Genomic DNA, 19,022 nt, shown 5'->3' on the forward strand with positions numbered 1-19,022 from the left:
ACCCCGCCTCACGACGACGCCCTTGCTGTTCGGCTAACGGTTCCCATCACCAGGGCCCGTAGAGGACTTTCACCTCCAAGTCATCGACCGGATACCATCCCGGTCAAACGGTGATTGCGCACCACGCGCCATGCTCGGCGCACCCAGTAAAAAGCCCCGGAAATCCGGGGCTTTTTTATTTGTGATTATTACTCGCCGCGACGCTTCTTACTGTAACCGCCGCCCTCGGGCTTTTTACCGCCCTTCTTGAAGCCGTCTTTCTTGAAGTCGTCTCCACGGGAGAAATCACGTGGTTTGTCCCTCTTGTCACCCTTCGAGCGGTCGCCCTTATAGCCATCGCTCTTGTCGCCGCGTGGCTTGAAACCACCCTTGCCTTCACGCGGAGCAGCGTCTCCGCCCGCACCAGCAACGGCAGTACGGATCACAAGCCCCTTTTCGCCGGTACCGCGCTCTTCGACCGAACGGCGGAACTCATCAGCTTTGGACGCAGCGATCTCGAAGCGGGTTTCATTGTCGAAAATCTTGATCGATCCGACATCGCGCTTGGAAACATCGCCCGCCTTGCAGATAAGCGGCAACAACCACTTGGGATCGGCGCGATGCTTGCGACCGGCGGAAACCGAGAACCACACGCCATCAAAATGTGCATTGCGATCAAAACGCTCGCTCGGTTCGCCACGTTCGCGACGCTCACCGCGTTCGAAGCGGTCACCACGATCCCCCCGGTCAGAACGCTCGCCTTTTTCAAAACGATCCCGGGGCTTCTTGCCGCCAACAGGATGCACCGGTGCATCGGAAACTTCTTCTGCGGCCGGATGGGAAGCCACTTCGCGGTTGAGGAAGGCGCTTGCAATCTGCTCCGGCGTATAACGCTCGGTCAGCGCCTTCAGGAGATCCTGATATTCTTCTTCGACCGCTTGATTAAAGACTTCCGCATTCAAAATGCGCTCATTGGTCTTGACCTGCACAGCAGCGATGCTCGGCGCCGGAACCGTCTGCGCATCGAGCTTTGCCATGTGCAAAAGGCGCTCGGCAGTGCGGCGGCGCGAAAATGGTACAACCAGAACACAGGTACCCTTGCGACCGGCACGACCCGTACGACCCGAACGATGCAGCATGGTTTCAGGATTGTTGGGCAGATCAGCATGAATGACGAGATCGAGATTGGGCAGATCGATGCCGCGTGCAGCAACGTCGGTTGCCACGCAGACGCGTGCGCGTCCATCGCGCATTGCCTGAAGCGCGTTATTGCGTTCGGCCTGGCTCAATTCGCCTGACAGTGCAACCACGGCAAATCCACGATTGGAAAGGCGGCTTGCCATATGCTTCACCGCTTCGCGGGTCGAGCAGAAAATGATGGAGTTCTGGGAATCGTAATAGAGCAGCGTATTGATGATCGCGTGGTCGCGCTCATGTGGCGGCACCGGCATGGCAACATAGTCGATGTCGGCGTGCTGGCTGGTTTCGCTCTGAACAGTGATACGCAGCGCGTTATTCTGGAAACGCTTGGCAAGCAGGGCAATCGGCTTCGGCACGGTTGCCGAAAACATCAGCGTGCGACGGTCTTCCGGCGCTTCGCCGAGGATGAATTCGAGATCCTCGCGAAAGCCCATGTCGAGCATCTCGTCTGCTTCATCGAGAACGACAGCGCGCAGTTCCGACATGTTGAGAGCATCACGGGTGATATGGTCGCGCAGACGTCCAGGTGTACCGACGACGATATGCGCGCCACGTTCCAGCGCACGCCGCTCAGTGCGGATATCCATGCCGCCAACGCAGGACGCGATGCGCGCACCGGTATCGGCATAGAGCCATTCCAGCTCGCGACGAACCTGAAGCGCCAGCTCGCGCGTCGGCGCGATAATCATGGCAAGCGGGTTACCTACATCCCCGAAACGCAATTCGTCTTCAAGGATGGTGTTGGCCATGGCAAGGCCGAAAGCAACCGTCTTGCCCGATCCGGTCTGTGCGGAAACGAGAAGGTCGGCATCGAGCGTTTCGGATGCCAGTACGGCGTTCTGGACGGCGGTGAGTGTATTATAACCGCGAGCGGCTAATGCTCCGGACAGAGCCGGAGCGATGGTTTCGGGCAAAGACATGAACCACTTTCACGAAAAAAGCTTCTCAAGCCGTATACCCATTGGTCGTGAACCACTTGTTCACGACTCCCCTGACGACCACCGAAGCAACAGAATTGATGCTTCCCTATAGGGTTAGCGTCGTGAGGTCAACCGGGAGGGGCATCAATGTGCCTCATCCCAGTTATGCGCTGCACGCGCATCGACATGCAGCGGCACCGAAAGCGCCACGGCGGGCATGGCAGCGTTCTCCATGACATGCTGCACCACCGGAATGGTCTTTTCAACTTCACTATCAGGCACTTCGAAGATCAGTTCATCATGCACTTGCAACAGCATGCGCGCCGCCAGCTTTTTCTCCGTAAGCACGTCCTCCATACGGATCATGGCCCGACGGATAATGTCGGCGGCGGAACCCTGTATCGGCGCATTGATTGCCGCGCGTTCGTTGAAAGCGCGGACTTGCGGGTTGGATGCCCTGATGTCGGGATAATGCGCACGACGTCCGAAAATCGTTTCAACATAGCCATGCTCACGCGCGAAAGTCTTGGTCGCCTCCATGTAATCCTTGATCCCGGGAAAGCGCTCGAAATAGGTGCGGATATATTGTCCGGCTTCCTCACGCGGAATCGACAACTGGTTGGCCAGACCGAAAGCAGAAATGCCGTAGATGATACCAAAATTGATCGCCTTGGCGCGTCGGCGGACTTCCGACGGCATGCCTTCAACCGGCACGCCAAACATTTCCGATGCCGTCATGGCATGAATATCGATGCCGTCTGCGAAGGCCTGCTTCAATTGCGGAATATCAGCCACATGCGCCAGAACACGCAGTTCGATCTGGCTGTAATCGGCGGAGATCAGCTGGTTGCCGGGTTCAGCAATGAAGGCTGTCCTGATCTTGCGGCCTTCTGCTGTGCGGACCGGGATATTCTGCAGGTTTGGATCGGATGACGAGAGACGACCGGTTGAAGTGGACGCCATCGCATAGGATGTATGAACCCGCTTGGTCTGAGGGTTGATGAAGCCCGGCAACGCATCCGTATAGGTGGATTTGAGCTTGGTAAGCTGGCGCCAGTCCACGATCTTGCGCGGCAGTGGATGGCCTTCGGCGGCCAGGTCTTCCAGCACCTGCGCCGAGGTCGACCACTGGCCGGTCTTGGTCTTGGAAGCTCCAGGAAGCCCCATCTTGCCGAACAGAATATCACCAAGCTGCTTTGGCGAGCCGATAGTGAACTTCTCGCCTGCCAACTCGTAAATCTCATCTTCGTAGGCGGCTGCAGCCTGTGCCAGATCACCGGAAAGACGCGACAATACCTGCCGGTCAACCCCAATGCCGCGTTCTTCCATGCGCGCCAGAACATCGACCAGCGGACGTTCGAGACGTTCATAGACCGACATCAGTCCTTCGGCGGCAAGGCGCGGCTTCAGCACCTGCCAAAGACGCAATGTTACGTCTGCATCTTCTGCCGCATAAGCCGTGGCACGCTCAAGATCGACCATGTCGAAGCTGAGAGCACTCTTGCCGCTGCCTGCCACATCCTTATAGGGGATTGGCGTGTGACCAAGCCAGCGCTCGGATAATGGGTCCATGCCATGGCTGCCCGTGCCAGCATCCAGCACATAGGAAATCAGCATCGTATCGTCAAACGACACGGTATTGATCCCATGGCGGCGCATGACCAACCAGTCATACTTCATATTCTGGGCGATCTTGAGAACAGAAGCGTCTTCAAGCACGGCCTTCAAAGCGGCCAGCGCTTCACTCAGCGGAATTTGTCCTTCGACCATGCCGCCGCCGAGAAGGTCACCTGCACCGGATTTATGCTGGAGTGGTATATAAGCGGCTCTGCCCGGTGCCAGTGCCAGCGAAAACCCGACCAGTTCCGCCTTCATCGGATCAAGCGAAGTCGTTTCCGTATCGAAGGCCATCACCCCGATTTCAACAGCCTCCGCGAGCCACAGTTTCAGTGTTGCAATGTCGCGAATGCAGGTATAAGCGCTCGTATCAATCACCTGCGCGGTTGCTTCCGCCGCTCGCTTCTCGGCGAGTGCCTTCGGTGTATAGCCCTGATCCGAGGCCGTTACAGTCGGTGTCGATACGGATTGTGACGCGGTATTTCCATTCTTGGCAGGAACATCGACATCGGGACCATGAGCGTCCGCACCCCAGTCGGTCTCCACATGGCATGGCTCGACTGCCGATGCGTCGGTTTCGGTCGCCTCCGCCACCCGACGGGTCAGCGAAGTGAATTCCATCGCTTTCAGGAAGCTGATCAGCTTCGGGCCGTTTTGCGGTTCAAGCACCAGACCGTCGAGGTCAACGTCCAGCGGAACGTCAGTCTTGAGCGTGACCAGTTCGCGCGAGATCTTGGTCTGGTCGGCAAAAGCCAGAATGTTCTCACGTCGTTTGTTCTGCTTGATTTCAGAAGCGCGGGCCAAGAGCGTATCAAGATCACCGAATTCTTCCAGCAATTGCGCCGCCGTCTTCGGCCCGATGCCGGGTATCCCAGGAACATTGTCGGTGCTATCGCCAGTCAGCGATTGCAAGTCGATCATCTTCTCCGGCGGAACGCCCCATTTCTCGATCACTTCCGGGATCGAAATCTGCTTGTCCTTCATACTGTCATACATCGACACGCTTGGCGTCACGAGCTGCATGAGGTCCTTATCGGACGAAACGATGGTGACATCACCGCCCGCCGCCTCGGCAATACGGGCATAGGTCGCGATCAGGTCGTCGGCCTCGAAACCCTCCTTTTCGATGCAGGGCAGGTTGAACGCGCGCGTTGCCTGACGGATCAGACCAAACTGTGGAATGAGATCTTCCGGCGGCGCAGTGCGATTGGCCTTGTACTCTGGATAGATTTCGTTGCGGAACGTCTTCGACGAATAGTCGAAAATGACCGCAAAATGGGTCGGCACGACGCCGACATCAGTGTTGCGCGCATCCTTTAGGAGCTTCCACAACATATTGCAGAAGCCCGAGACGGCGCCCACCGGCAGGCCATCCGTCTTGCGGGTCAGCGGTGGCAGGGCATGATAGGCACGGAAAATGTAGCCCGAGCCGTCAACGAGAAACAGATGATCGCCTTTTTTCATAAGGTAGGATTAGAGGAAAGCAGCCATAAAGGAAACCGCTCCTGTGTCAGGAGAAACATCCGTCCACGAAAGAAAAACGATCACATCGCGATAACACGTTTGTTACAGATTTGTAATCTTCCGTGCCCTTGAATAGCCACAGTTGAAAGGCCAAATCCAGTTCATCGACAGTTCGTCGGTCGCCGGTTTTCTGACCCGTCCCCCGTTGGATGCCGGATGTTAGCGGCAGCCTCATTCCCCTCTCCGGGCTGCCGCTTTGAGTGTAGTGATATGGCCGTTACGGTAACCCCCTCACCGTAACGGCCAATTCATTTTCTGAAGAGCGTGCTTCTCTCAAATTGGGTTTCTTCTTAACGATGCTGGTTGTAGTGTGCCGCCAGTTTACGTTACGACTCGCCAGGAAGTTTCCATGTCCACGCAATCGCTCGACAAAGTCCTTACCCATATCGACATCAATCTAGACAAGAGTCTGGATCGCCTGTTCGATCTTCTTCGTATCAAGTCGATTTCCACTGATCCAGCCTATAAAGCCGATTGCCGCAAGGCCGCAGAATGGCTGGTTGAGGACCTTAAGACAATCGGCTTCGACGCGAGCGTGCGCGACACCCCCGGCCACCCGATGGTGGTTGCCCATCACGAAGGTGCAACACCCGATGCGCCGCATGTGCTGTTCTACGGGCACTACGACGTACAGCCGGTCGACCCGCTGAATCTTTGGGAAAACGATCCTTTCGATCCGGCAATCAAGGATGTCGGTAATGGCCGCAAGATTCTGACTGGTCGCGGCACGTCCGATGACAAGGGCCAGCTCATGACGTTTGTGGAAGCCTGCCGCGCCTACAAGGCGGTCAATGGCAATCTTCCAGTCAAGGTTACGCTCCTGTTTGAAGGCGAGGAAGAATCCGGCTCGCCATCGCTAAAGCCGTTCCTCGATGCCAACAGACAGGAGCTGAAAGCCGACGTGGCGCTGGTCTGCGACACGGCCATGTGGGACGCGGAGACGCCTGCCATCAGCGTGGGCTTGCGCGGCCTCGTAGGCGAGGAGATCGTTATCAAGGCAGCCGACCGCGATCTCCATTCAGGCTTTTTCGGTGGCGCTGCGGCAAATCCGATCCATATACTGACCAGAATTCTGGCCGACCTGCACGACGAAACCGGTCGTGTGACGGTTCCTGACTTCTATGAAGGTGTGGAAGAAACACCGACCCAGATCCTGAAGTCGTGGGAGAGCCTCGGTCGCACGGCTGAGAATTTTCTCGGCCCGATCGGTCTTTCCATTCCATCCGGCGAAAAAGGCCGCAGCGTTCTGGAACTGACATGGGCGCGCCCGACCGCTGAAGTCAACGGCATCACCGGCGGCTATACCGGCGAGGGTTTCAAGACCGTGATTGCGGCAGAAGCTTCGGCTAAGGTTTCGTTCCGCCTTGTCCACAAGCAGGACCCGGTCAAAATCCGTGAAGCCTTCCGCGCTTTCGTCAGGGAACGTCTGCCAGCCGATTGCTCGGTCGAGTTTCATCCGCATGGCGGCTCGCCAGCTATCCAGTTACCTTACGATTCCCCACTTGTTTCTAAGGCCAAGGATGCGCTTTCCGACGAATGGCCAAAGCCAGCCGTGCTGATCGCAATGGGCGGCTCTATCCCGATTGTTGGTGACTTCGACAAATTCCTCGGCATGGAATCGCTGCTCGTGGGCTTTGGCCTTGAAGATGACCGCATCCATTCGCCCAACGAAAAATATGAGCTGAACTCATTCCACAAAGGCCAGCGCTCCTGGGCAAGAATTATGGCTGCAATCGCTGCCAAATAAGGAAGACTAAATGACCATCCGTTTTCATAAAAACGATCTGCCTAACCTTGATCATTATCAAGTCGACGCGGTCGCCATCGACACTGAAACGCTGGGCCTGAACCCGCATCGCGATCGCCTTTGCGTGGTGCAGATTTCACCGGGCGACGGCACGGCGGACGTAATCCAGATCGACGCCGGCCAGAAAAAGGCACCCAATCTGGTCAAGCTTTTGAAGGACCGCTCGATCACCAAGATTTTTCACTTCGGCCGTTTTGATCTGGCTGTGCTGGCGCAGGCTTTCGGCACCATGCCGCAACCTGTGTTCTGCACCAAGATCGCATCGAAGCTGACCCGCACCTATACGGATCGCCACGGCCTTAAGGAACTTTGCAACGAGCTCCTCGACGTGTCGATTTCCAAGCAGCAGCAATCATCCGATTGGGCGGCGGATATTCTCTCGCAGGCGCAGCTCGAATATGCGGCTTCTGACGTGCTCTACCTGCATCGCCTGAAGGCTGTTCTGGAACAGCGGTTGGAACGCGATGGCCGCGCGAAACAGGCCGAAGCCTGCTTCAAGTTTCTGCCGACACGCTCGGAACTCGATCTGATGGGCTGGCCGGAAGACGATATTTTCGCACATTCGTGATGAAATCAAACGGCGGCGGCGGCCGCCGTTTTCTTTTGCGGCGCCCGATCGATATAGGCCCAGCCGGGACGGCGGAACAGAAACTGCCCGTAACCGCTCCACTGGATAAGGCCATAAAGAATGACCGGGCCAATGACGCCGCTTGCCGTCGTCAGAAGCGAGACGGTGCCAATATCGCCGATGCCGAGTTTCAGGAGCACGGTGCGGGCCACCGCCATCGGCAGAAAGAAAGCCAGATAGACGACAATCGAATGCGCGCCAAGCCAGCTCAAGCCTCGGTGTAACCAGTTTCCAGCGGGCAGCAGGCTTAAGAGCGACGAGACGGAAACGATCGCCAACGCGCCGACCAGCCCCAACAGAAGCGACACAACCGGTAAGTCGCTGACTGCGCCGCGTCCATCCAAAAGGTCGCCTGCTGGCGGCATTAGCCCGGTAAGGCTTTCTGGCACAGGCATGAAAACGAGCTTGTACTCGATCAAACCCCACACCAGCAATCCGACGATACCCAGGAGCGGACGCCAGCGAAGCCAGTCCGCAACCCGGAAAATGGCTGGAGCAAAGGCATATCCGGCATAGAAATAGACGAAGCGCGAGCAGAATTCATCCACCATGATCCAACCGGTGTGGACGGGCAGGATTTCCAGAAATGCCAGCACGACAAAGGAGACCCCCACCGGCACGCGCTTCAAAAGTCGCGTCGCGATAAAGAAAACAGGCAGAATATAGATGAACCAGAGTGTTCCGAACGGCTCGATGAAAGCCATCAGATAAGCACTCACCATGCCGGAAATTCCGGCTTCGCTGGCAATGCCCGGTGCCTTGAGTGCGAACTGGATCGTCAGCCACAAAATGTAGAAATAGAGAAAATGCACGACCTTACGATCAAGGTACCGTCGCCAGGGCCGGTCGATGACCAGACTGAGGAATAAGCCTGATATCATGAAGAAATCAGGCATGCGGAAAGGCTTGGCGAAGGCAACCACATAGTGCATCCAGCCTTGCGCCCCGGCTGCCTTCTCCACACCCAGTGTGGAGTGCATCATGACCACAAAAATAATGCAGATACCTTTGGCAATGTCGACCCAGTCGACACGCCCTTTCTCGCCCATTATATCATGCATTGAGGTCTCCCGCCCGCAAGTTCTCCCGCCTCTATAACCCGAATGGCGGCGGAATTATATCCCGTAGAGCTTGCGCAAATTTGTGTCGTCGGCATCAAGACACCTTAACGGCCACTCACGGGAACGTGTACTGCCGGGGCAACATTCCGCTTGATGTGTCCTGTTTGCTACAGACTTTTGACAGTAATCGCTTATATTGGGGACAAATATTGGTTCTGAGACTTTCCTTCAGGAGGTTTATCATGAAGCTCAAGGCCCTTCTTCTTGCATCGACTGTTGCCCTCTTGGCCACTACAGGCGCGAAGGCTGCTGACGCCGTCATCGAACAGGAACCCGTTCCGGTTGTAGTTGCTCCATCCTTTACCTGGAACGGTGCTTACATCGGTGGCCAGATCGGCTATGGCTGGGGCAAGTCCAAGTTTGACGATGGCTTTGATACTCTCGAACTGAAGCCGGATGGTTTCCTCGGTGGTCTCTATGCCGGTTACAATTTCGACCTCGGCAACAATGTTGTTCTCGGTATCGACGGTGACGTCACGTACAACAATCTGAAGGACGATTTCACAGGTGCTGGCGGCTCACTTGAGAGCAAGCTTCGCTGGTCAGGCGCTGTCCGTGGCCGTGTAGGCTATGCATTTGATCGCTTTCTGCCTTATATCGCAGGCGGTGTAGCCTTCGGACAGGTCAAGAACAGCGGCGATGTCGGCCCGATAGAATTCTCTGAAAGCAAGACACTTACAGGTTGGACGGCTGGCGCTGGTGTAGACTATGCCGCAACTGATAACGTGATCGTTCGCCTCGAGTATCGCTACACCGACTATGGTGACAAGGATTTCAATCTTGGCGGCTTTAACATCAACGATGACTTCAAGACCAACGAAGTTCGTCTCGGCGTCGCATACAAGTTCTAATTCTGGTTGAAATCACCTGGAAAAAGGCCTCGCAATGCGAGGCCTTTTTTTGTGGATTGAAACACCCAATCTTCCGCATTCATTTTAAAGTTTATTAAAATATAAAAGTCGAAGGATATTTATATTTGATTTAAACAGGAATGCATAATTGTATTAGTAATTTTTTTGGTATGAAATATTCCCAAATCAATACTTATGTTGCCATTATGCTACATACATTCAAATCAGGCAGTACTATACACCGCATCCTGTCGAACATATTTTTATAGGAGTTTTCGATGAAGTTCAGAGTTTTACTTGGTGCCTCCCTGCTCGCTGTTGTTGCTAGCACCGGTGCTTATGCAGCAGACGCAATTGTTTCGCAGGAACCTGCTCCGATGGCAGCTTCTGCTGCTTTCTCGTGGGGCGGTGCATATATCGGTGGTGAAATTGGTTGGGGCTGGGGCCGCGCCAAGCTGGACGACAAGAACAACGGCCAGTCCAGCGAATACAAGCCGAATGGCTTCATCGGTGGCGTCTATGCCGGTTATAACTTCGACATGGGCAACAACGTCATTCTCGGCGTCGACGGCAACTTCGACTATAACGATCTGAAGAAGTCGCATGACTATATCTCGAACGGCAGTGCAAGCCAGACCTCGGCTGAAACGAACCTGCAATGGTCGGGCGCCGTTCGCGCACGCGCTGGTTATGCAGTTGACCGCTTTATGCCTTACATCGCTGGCGGCGTTGCCTTCGGTGGCGTGAAGAACACGCTCAACATTGGCGGCAGCAGCTATAACAGCGATAAGACCCTCACCGGTTGGACTATCGGTACCGGCGTCGACTACGCTGCAACCGACAATGTTCTGCTTCGCCTCGAATATCGCTACACCGATTTCGGCAACAAGGATTTCGGTCTCGGCAACATCGACACCCGCGGCTCGTTCAAGACCAACGATATCCGCCTTGGCGTCGCTTACAAGTTCTAAGCACAGTCAGGCTTACAACGACGAGAAAGGCTCCGCTCCTGCGGGGCCTTTTTTGTATGATTGATTTACGTCCCTTTAAACCGCCGCATTTACCCTGCACCGGATGAGGCCCTTATTTGCTTTTGCGGCGCGGAATCCCGTAAAGCACGCAAATAGTATTGATAACGACTGGCCTGCATCACGACAGGACTGGCAAACGGGTGGGCGGATCCAGACCGACATGGCATCGCGTGACGATAAAAACCGGCGCATCGAACCTTCCTTCGGTGGCGAAGAGAGAAAAGATGACGAGGTTTTTCGCGTTGACGAGGAGGACCGTATGGCTCGCGCACAGCAGCGCCGACGCAGGCAATCCGACGAACCGAAACCGCGTTCCTCGCGGCGCGGCAAGAAGAAATCGCGCGGCTTTTTCGGCTTCTTGCGCCGCTCGATCTACTGGTGTCTCGTGCTTGGCCTCTGGGGCGGCATCGCCTTTGCGGGCATGCTGGTCTATTTCGCCGCCAAGATGCCGCCGACGACCGACTGGGCCATTCCAGACCGGCCGCCGAATGTACGCATTGTCGACGTCAACGGAAACCTGATCGCCAATCGCGGCACCACCGGCGGTGAGGCCATCGGACTCCACGAAATGTCGCCTTTTATCCCGAAAGCCGTCATTGCCATCGAGGATCGCCGCTTTTATTCACATTTTGGTATCGACCCGATCGGCCTCGCCCGTGCGGTGGTAACCAACGTCGTTTCAGGCCGCGCGGTTCAGGGCGGCTCCACGCTCACCCAGCAGCTTGCCAAGAACCTGTTTCTTTCCCCCGACCGCACGCTGGAGCGCAAGGTGCAGGAAGTCATGCTCGCGCTGTGGCTCGAGCACAAATACACCAAGGACCAAATACTTGAGATGTATCTCAATCGGGTCTATCTCGGTTCCGGTGCTTTCGGTGTTGACGCAGCGTCGCGGCGCTATTTCAACAAATCGGCCAAAGACGTGAACCTTATGGAAGCGGCAACCCTTGCCGGTCTTCTGAAAGCTCCGTCGCGTCTGTCTCCTGCTCGCGACCCCGAAGCAGCAGCCGCACGTGCCAAGCTGGTACTCGGCGCCATGCGTGAAGAAGGTATGATCGACAGCAGCCAGATGGCCATTGCCGAAAGCGAACCGATGACGCGCGCACCATCCTACTGGCAAGGTTCGGAAAACTATGTTGCCGATAGGGTTGTGGCCGAACTGCCTGAACTGATTGGCGAAACGAAGGAAGACATTACAGTCCAGACCACCATTGATCTCAATCTTCAGCGTGCCGGTGAAGAAGCGATCAAGGACCAGATTTCCCAGAGCGGAAAAAAGATGAATGCCAGCCAGGGCGCGCTCGTCTCTATCGACAGCACCGGCGCGGTTCGCGCCATGGTCGGCGGTGTGGATTATGCCACAAGCCAGTTCGACCGTGTCACCGATGCCCACCGCCAGCCCGCATCCTCGTTCAAGCCGTTTGTCTATCTGAGCGCCCTCGAACAGGGCCGCACGCCGGATTCGGTACGCAACGATGCACCCGTCCGCATAGGGAAATGGACGCCGAGCAACGACAACGGCAAGTATATGGGACCGGTTACGCTTGCGACCGCGCTTTCTCACTCGCTGAATTCGGTTGCCGCGCAGCTGGTGATGGAAGTCGGCCCCCAGACCGTAATCGACACAGCGCACCGTCTCGGCGTGCAGTCGAAGCTGGAACCAAATGCTTCGCTAGCGCTCGGCACGTCGGAAGTGACGCTGCTTGAATTGACAGACGCTTATGTGCCGTTTGCCAATGGCGGCTATCGCGCGCCGGTCTATTTTATCACCAAGGTGACGGATTCGGACGGCAAGGTACTGTATCAGAAAGAAGATGGCGTCGGCCCACGCGTGATTGATGAGCGCAATGTCGGCATGATGAATGCGATGCTGCGGCGCACAGTGGAAGACGGGACGGCAAAGCGCGCTGCCTTCGGCTGGCCCGCTGCGGGCAAGACCGGTACCAGCCAGAATTTCCGCGACGCATGGTTCATCGGCTATACAGCCAACCTCACGACTGGCGTATGGTTCGGCAACGACGATGGCAAGGGCATGAAGCGCGTGTTCGGGGCAACCTTGCCGGTGGCCGCGTGGAAAAGCTTCATGAAGGAAGCGCATAAGGGCGTGCCCATCACCGAGCTTCCCGGCCATTACGACATCCAGAACATTGTCCCCGGTGGCAGCGACGGTATCGATCCGAATGTACCCTATGATCCCGGCATGATGCCGCAGGATAGTTACGGCAATCAGCCCATGGCAAGCAACGGCGACGACGGCTATTGGCCACCCGCGCCGGATTCCCCGGTTCGCAGCGGCATACAGCAGTCGAGCGAAACGGGACGCCCGCCCGCCGAAAGGCCCGGCTCAGCCACATATCCTGCCCAGGCCAATAACGATCGCCGTCCGATGCCCTCCAGCGAGGTGGGCGGCGGCCAGCCGCAGCAGTCGGGAAAATCCACGACTTTGCTCGATATCATCATGGGAAATTCGCAATAGCACCTGCAAAGGCCGCCACCGGCGGCCTTTGCCGCTATTAAGTGAACAGCTACAATGCAGATTCAAACGGGTTTCGATCTGCTTCACTCAGATCGGCGCTCTCACTATTTTCGCTGACGCAAATTAAATGCGAAAACCGCTTCACACTTTTCGGAATGCCCTCTAATTCCGCTCGAAATCCTGAGCGGCTTGGTCTATTCAAGATTGGAGAGCGAGGTTTTCATGTCCCAAGTCACCAAAACAAACGTTGCCGGTTCCGAGACTCCCAAGGCGGATGGCGAACGTAAAACTCTGGTTCTGACCGGTGCCAGTCGTGGCATTGGCCATGCGACGGTGAAGCGTTTTTCGCGTGCCGGCTGGCGCGTCATCACTTGCTCGCGACAGGATTTCTCCGAAAATTGCCCCTGGCCCGCAGGCCCGGAAGATCACATCAAGGTCGATCTGGCCGATCAGGAAGACGTCGGGAAGGCAATCGCCGAAATCCGCCGCCGTCTCGAAGACAATGGCAGCAAGCTGCATGCACTGGTCAACAATGCCGGCATTTCGCCCAAGGCGGAAGGCGGACGCCGCATGAACTCCATCGAAACACCTATGGCAGTCTGGCGTGACGTGTTTCAGGTCAACTTCATGGCGCCTATCATGCTGGCGCGTGGCCTTTTCAAGGAGCTGGAAGCGGCACAAGGCTCCATCGTCAACGTGACCTCCATTGCCGGTAGCCGCGTGCATCCCTTCGCCGGAACCGCATATGCTACGTCGAAGGCCGCGCTTGCCGCGCTGACCCGCGAAATGGCGTCCGACTTCGGGCCTTATGGCATCCGCGTCAATGCCATCGCGCCCGGCGAAATCGATACGGCGATTCTTTCGCCAGGAACCGACAAGCTGGTGGAACAGCTTCCGATGCGCCGCCTTGGCAAGACATCAGAAGTAGCGGAAACCATTTACTTCCTTTGCTCCGAAGCGTCATCCTATGTGACGGGTTCGGAAATCCACATCAATGGCGGCCAGCACGTCTGACACCCAAACAAAGCGCGAAGATTGAAATTCTCCGCGCTTTTTGTTTATCTCCATTCAATCGATTTAGAACCAGAGAAATAACTGATGATCCTTTGCTGCGGTGAATCCCTGATCGACATGCTGCCACGCGAAACCGCAGCGGGCGAAACCGCGTTCCAGCCCTTTGCAGGCGGTTCTGTCTTCAACACGGCCATCGCGCTTGGACGGCTCGATGTTCCAACCGGTTTCTTTTCCGGCATTTCTTCGGATTTTTTCGGTGAAGTGCTGCGCGATAACCTGGCACGATCCAACGTCGATTATTCCTTTGCCGCAATCTCGGACCGTCCGACAACACTGGCTTTCGTGCGTCTGCTCGACGGACAGGCGCGTTACGCCTTCTATGATGAAAACACCGCAGGCCGCATGTTGACCGAGAGCGATATGCCCTATGTCGATGATGCTGTTGACGCCATGCTGTTCGGCTGCATCAGCCTGATTTCCGAACCGTGCGGCAGTGTCTATGAAGCGCTGATGACGCGCGAAGCACCCCGACGGGTCATGTTCCTCGACCCAAATATCCGCACTAGCTTCATCATCGACCGCGAAAAACATCTGGCACGCATGAAGCGCATGATCGCGCTTGCCGACATTGTGAAGCTTTCGGACGAAGACCTAGCCTGGTTTGGCGAAAAGGGCAGCCACGACGAAATCGCCGCCGAATGGCTGAAACTTGGACCGAAACTGGTGGTCATTACTAAAGGTGCGCATGGTGCCGACGCCTATACGACCAAGGCAACCGTGCGCGTGCCGGGCGTGAAAGTAAACGTGATCGACACCGTTGGCGCGGGCGACACAGTGAATGCCGGGATTCTTGCCAGTCTCCACAAGCAGGGTCTGCTCAACAAGGACGCGCTTTCCGAACTGACCGAAGATGAGATTCATTCCGCTGTCGCGCTCGGGGTCCGGGCTGCTGCGGTAACTGTCTCGCGTGCTGGCGCGAACCCACCATGGGCGCATGAGATGAAGGATTGACGCACGGCAAAGCCGTGACATGATGCGCCCGGCCTGCGCCGGTCTTGACCGACTGACGCTGAACAGGAGTCCAGAACATCATGAGCATTGAATTTCTGCTGACATCCTTCATCATCGTTGCCTCGCCCGGCACCGGTGTGCTGGTAACGCTTGCGGCAGGACTGTCCCGTGGTGCACGAGCCTCCGTCATTGCCGCGTTGGGCTGCACGCTCGGCATCGTCCCGCATATGCTGGCTGCCGTGACAGGACTGGCAGCGTTGCTCCATGCCAGTGCACTCGCTTTTGAAGTCATCAAATATGCAGGCGTTGCCTATCTGCTCTATATGGCGTGGATGACGCTAAAGGAGCACGGCACATTGAAGATCGAGACCGACGACGCACCGCGTTCGGACCGCGAGGTGATCTGGTCAGCGATCCTCGTCAATCTGCTGAACCCCAAGCTGTCAATTTTCTTCTTTGCCTTCCTGCCGCAATTCGTGAATACGCAACATGGTGGGACCGTGGCCCGTATGGTGGAACTGTCTCTCGTGTTCATGGCAATGACGTTCGTGGTATTTGCAATCTACGGTGTTTTTGCCGCTGCCGTCCGTAACCAGATCATCTCACGTCCCGTCGTGCTTGCATGGATGCGTCGCAGCTTTGCGGCCGCCTTCGTGGCGCTCGGGGTAAAGCTTGCACTGACCGAACGATAAGCGATGGCTCAGAATATTTATGATCGCGACGATTTCTTCACCGCCTACAGCCAATTACCGCGTTCGGTACACGGGCTGGAAGGCGCGCCGGAATGGCCATTTGTCCGCTCCGTTTTGCCCGCTCTGACTGGCGGTGACATTGCCGATCTCGGCTGCGGCTTCGGCTGGTTCTGTCGCTTTGCGCGCGAACAGGGTGCTGCTTCCGTGGTCGGTTACGACCTTTCGGAAAACATGCTCGAACGCGCACGCCGCGATCAACAGGACAATGCCGTTCACTATATCAAGGCAGATATGGAGGAACTGGAGCTGCCGGAAGCATGCTTCGATCTCGTCTACAGCTCCCTGGCCTTCCACTATATTCGCGATTTCCCGCGTCTTTTGAAAACGATCCATGCGGCTTTGCGGCCAGGAGGTCGCTTGGTTTTCACCATTGAGCATCCGATATTCATGGCACCGTTTGCGCCGGGCTGGATCGAAGACAGCAGTGGCCGGAAGCGCTGGCCGGTCGATCATTATGCCGAGGAAGGCGAGCGGCGAACTGACTGGCTGGCAGAGGGCGTCATCAAGTATCATCGCCGCCTCAGCACTACCGTCAATGCGCTTATCGAAACCGGATTTGCCATCAACCGGCTGGAAGAGTGGCGTCCATCGCCGGAGCAGATCGTGGCGTGGCCTGTACTGTCGGAGGAAATGGAGCGGCCCATGCTGTTGATCGTCTCCGCCAGTGTGATGGATTTGAAATTCGTTCACAGCGCTGCTCCTATGTGATGAGAATGTGGCATTCGCCACACCAGCCGACAGACAGCTTGACCCGCCACATTTCACGCTCTTTATAGGGATGGGCGGGACACGAATCAGACTGGCGAGGAGAAACCATGGACGTGTTGCGCATTGCAGCCTTTTCGCAAGGCAATCAGGGCGGCAATCCCGCCGGGGTGCTGATTGCAGATCACCTGCCCTCCCCGCAAGAAATGCAGAAAATCGCAAAGGATGTCGGCTTTTCCGAAACCGCCTTTGCCGCGCCGGAAGGCGATAGTTGGCGCGTACGATATTTTGCGCCGGAGATGGAAGTACCGTTCTGCGGCCATGCCACCATTGCTCTTGGCGCGGCCTTGGCTATGCGTGAAGGCGATGGCCGCTTCGCGCTCAAGCTCAACAATGGCGATATAAGCGTTGAAGGCCGCAAGGAAGGTGATCTTTTTGCCGCCAGCCTGCAATCACCGCCGACGCGCCAGCGCGCTGCCAATGATGCGGAAGTAGAGCAGGCACTGGCGCTTTTCAGTTTTGATAAGGAAGATCTGGCACCCGGCTTGGCGCCGGCCCTGATCCATGCCGGAGCGGATCATATCGTGCTTCCGCTTCGTTCACGCGAAAAACTGGCTTCAATGCACTACGACATGGCACGGGGGCGCACCCTGATGAAGCGGCAAGGCTGGACAACCATCCTGCTTATCTATTCCGAGACGCCAAGGCGCTTCCACAGCCGCAACCCGTTTGCATCGGGCGGCGTTTATGAAGACCCCGCGACCGGTGCGGCCACTGCAGCCTTCGCCGCATATCTGCGTGACAGCGGTTGGCCGCATGGCGGCGAAATCGAGATATTTCAGGGCGAGGATATGGGCAGTCCGTCACATCTGCGCGCCCAGATCGGCAATGAGCGCGGTGGCTCTGTCCGCGTTTCCGGCACCGCGCGGTTGATGGAATAGAGCATGTCTCCCGAAAGTGGAAACCGGTTTCGGGATAAAGATATGCGTAAAAACAAATAGACCCGCTGCAACTCGTCAGACTTTGACGAGTTGCTCCACCCGCTCTTCATTTCCGAAGAACTTGAGATAACGCGCCACTTCCCTGGGATCGCCGGTCGCCTTTTGCGGATTGTCGGAAAGCTTGACGGCGGGATGACCGTTGGCATCCGTCACCTTGCAGACGAGCGAAATCGCGTTCAGCCCTTCGATTTCCTTCGGGGCGCAACCTGCAAAATCATTGGTGAGGTTGGTGCCCCAACCGAAACTCATGCGCACACGTCCCTCGAAGTGACGATAGGTGTCCTCAATCGTATCCACATCGAGCGCGTCGGAAAAGATCAGCAGCTTTTCGCGCGGGTCCTTGCCGCGTGACTTCCACCATTCGATGATGCGTTCGCCGCCCTCGATGGGCGGGGCGCTGTCTGGGCGGAAACCAGTCCAATCGGCAACCCAGTCGGGCGCATTGCGCAGGAAGGCAGCCGTGCCGAATGCATCTGGCAAAACGATCAGAAGATTGCCGCCGTAATAGCGGTTCCAATCCTGCAGCACGCGATAGGGCGCTGAACGCAGTTCGTCGTCGTTCTTTGCGAGCGCTGCCAGCACCATCGGCAGTTCATGCGCGTTGGTGCCAAGCGCTTCGAGGTCTGTATCCATGGCCAGAAGCACATTGCTGGTGCCGGTGAAGGCATCGCCGATACCTTCCTTCAACGCTTCGACGCACCAGCGCTGCCACAGGAAGGAATGGCGTCGGCGCGTGCCGAAATCGGAAATCTTCAGACCCGGAAGCTGGCGCAGACGTTCGACCTTGCTCCACATCTTCGCCTTGGCGCGCGCATAGAGCACATCAAGCGAAAACGGTCCAAGGTTTTTCATCGCCGCGCGCGAACGCAGTTCGTTGATGATGGCAAGTGCGGGAATCTCCCACATGGTCGTGTGTGACCAGGCACCATGGAAATGCAGCTCGTACTGGCCATCCTTGCGGCGCAGATCATATTCCGGAAGTTGGAAATCGTGCAGCCAGTTCAGGAACTCGGGTTGGAAAATCTGCTTGCGGCCATAGAAACTGTTGCCCGCCAGCCAGATCATTTCCTTCTTGGAGAAGCGCAGTGTGCGGGCATGGTCGAGCTGCGCACGCAATTCGCCCTCGTCGATCTCATCGGCAAGGCGCACAGAGGTCGTGCGGTTGATGAGTGAGAAGGTTGCATCCACCTTGGGGTAAAGCCCCCAGATCATCTGTAGCATCAGAAGCTTGTAGAAGTCTGTATCCAGCAGACTGCGGACGATGGGATCGAGCTTCCATGCGTGATTGTAGACGCGGCGCGCAATATCAGTCTTGGCCATGAAGGCCTCCAGTGCATGATCATATGCTTCAACCAAACCAAATGCTTGGCAGCAAAAAGAAAGGCGGG

14 protein-coding genes are annotated in these 19,022 nt (G+C 56.6%); 10 read left to right on the top strand and 4 right to left on the bottom strand.

What is annotated here, in order from left to right; translation table 11 throughout:
- Positions 1–188: 188 nt before the first annotated feature.
- Positions 189–2,099, bottom strand: a complete 1,911-nt coding sequence (locus FJQ48_RS09640; RefSeq protein WP_139974913.1) for a DEAD/DEAH box helicase — start codon at positions 2,097–2,099, stop codon at positions 189–191.
- A gap of 144 nt (positions 2,100–2,243) precedes the next feature.
- The gene (gene polA, locus FJQ48_RS09645) at positions 2,244–5,180 is read right to left on the bottom strand and encodes a DNA polymerase I (protein WP_139974914.1); all 2,937 of its coding nucleotides are present in this window, start codon (positions 5,178–5,180) and stop codon (positions 2,244–2,246) included.
- A 409-nt stretch (positions 5,181–5,589) separates the two neighbouring features.
- Between polA and FJQ48_RS09655 the strand changes: the two genes are divergently transcribed.
- Together FJQ48_RS09655 and FJQ48_RS09660 are read left to right on the top strand one after the other, a co-directional pair.
- Positions 5,590–6,987, top strand: a complete 1,398-nt coding sequence (locus FJQ48_RS09655; protein WP_139974915.1) for a dipeptidase — start codon at positions 5,590–5,592, stop codon at positions 6,985–6,987.
- 10 nt (positions 6,988–6,997) lie between these two features.
- Positions 6,998–7,615 (top strand): ribonuclease D, encoded by a 618-nt coding sequence (locus FJQ48_RS09660; protein ID WP_139974916.1) that lies wholly within the window; start codon positions 6,998–7,000, stop codon positions 7,613–7,615.
- A gap of 5 nt (positions 7,616–7,620) precedes the next feature.
- Here the strand turns inward: FJQ48_RS09660 and FJQ48_RS09665 are convergent, their stop codons facing one another.
- Complete coding sequence (locus FJQ48_RS09665; protein WP_139974917.1) at positions 7,621–8,736, bottom strand: acyltransferase family protein; 1,116 nt, start codon at positions 8,734–8,736, stop codon at positions 7,621–7,623.
- Between the two features lie 242 nt (positions 8,737–8,978).
- On the opposite strand from FJQ48_RS09665, the gene FJQ48_RS09670 reads away from it, so the two are divergent.
- From FJQ48_RS09670 to FJQ48_RS09705, 8 genes are all read left to right on the top strand, one after another.
- A complete protein-coding gene (locus FJQ48_RS09670; protein ID WP_139974918.1) occupies positions 8,979–9,647 on the top strand; it encodes an outer membrane protein in 669 nt (222 codons plus the stop codon).
- 278 nt (positions 9,648–9,925) lie between these two features.
- On the top strand, positions 9,926–10,618 hold the full coding sequence (locus tag FJQ48_RS09675) for an outer membrane protein (RefSeq protein ID WP_139974919.1): 693 nt from the start codon (positions 9,926–9,928) through the stop codon (positions 10,616–10,618).
- Between the two features lie 220 nt (positions 10,619–10,838).
- Positions 10,839–13,151 carry a transglycosylase domain-containing protein gene (locus FJQ48_RS09680; RefSeq protein WP_139974920.1) on the top strand — a complete coding sequence of 771 codons (2,313 nt, stop codon included), beginning with the start codon at positions 10,839–10,841 and terminating at the stop codon, positions 13,149–13,151.
- Between the two features lie 222 nt (positions 13,152–13,373).
- Positions 13,374–14,165, top strand: a complete 792-nt coding sequence (locus tag FJQ48_RS09685; RefSeq protein WP_139974921.1) for an SDR family oxidoreductase — start codon at positions 13,374–13,376, stop codon at positions 14,163–14,165.
- Between the two features lie 84 nt (positions 14,166–14,249).
- A complete protein-coding gene (locus tag FJQ48_RS09690; RefSeq protein WP_139974922.1) occupies positions 14,250–15,176 on the top strand; it encodes a carbohydrate kinase in 927 nt (308 codons plus the stop codon).
- A gap of 80 nt (positions 15,177–15,256) precedes the next feature.
- Positions 15,257–15,868, top strand: coding sequence for a LysE family translocator (locus FJQ48_RS09695; RefSeq protein ID WP_139974923.1), 612 nt, complete (start codon positions 15,257–15,259; stop codon positions 15,866–15,868).
- Positions 15,869–15,871: 3 nt separating this feature from the next.
- Positions 15,872–16,636 carry a class I SAM-dependent methyltransferase gene (locus FJQ48_RS09700; RefSeq protein WP_139974924.1) on the top strand — a complete coding sequence of 255 codons (765 nt, stop codon included), beginning with the start codon at positions 15,872–15,874 and terminating at the stop codon, positions 16,634–16,636.
- Between the two features lie 107 nt (positions 16,637–16,743).
- Entirely contained in the window at positions 16,744–17,574 is an 831-nt protein-coding gene (locus FJQ48_RS09705) for a PhzF family phenazine biosynthesis protein (RefSeq protein ID WP_139974925.1), read from the top strand.
- 75 nt (positions 17,575–17,649) lie between these two features.
- On the opposite strand, the gene pncB is transcribed toward FJQ48_RS09705, so the two are convergent.
- A complete protein-coding gene (gene pncB, locus FJQ48_RS09710) occupies positions 17,650–18,954 on the bottom strand; it encodes a nicotinate phosphoribosyltransferase (RefSeq protein WP_139974926.1) in 1,305 nt (434 codons plus the stop codon).
- Between the last annotated feature and the right edge of the window lie 68 nt (positions 18,955–19,022).

The organism is Ochrobactrum sp. CGA5 (assembly GCF_006345815.1).
In the GTDB taxonomy this organism is placed as follows: domain Bacteria; phylum Pseudomonadota; class Alphaproteobacteria; order Rhizobiales; family Rhizobiaceae; genus Brucella.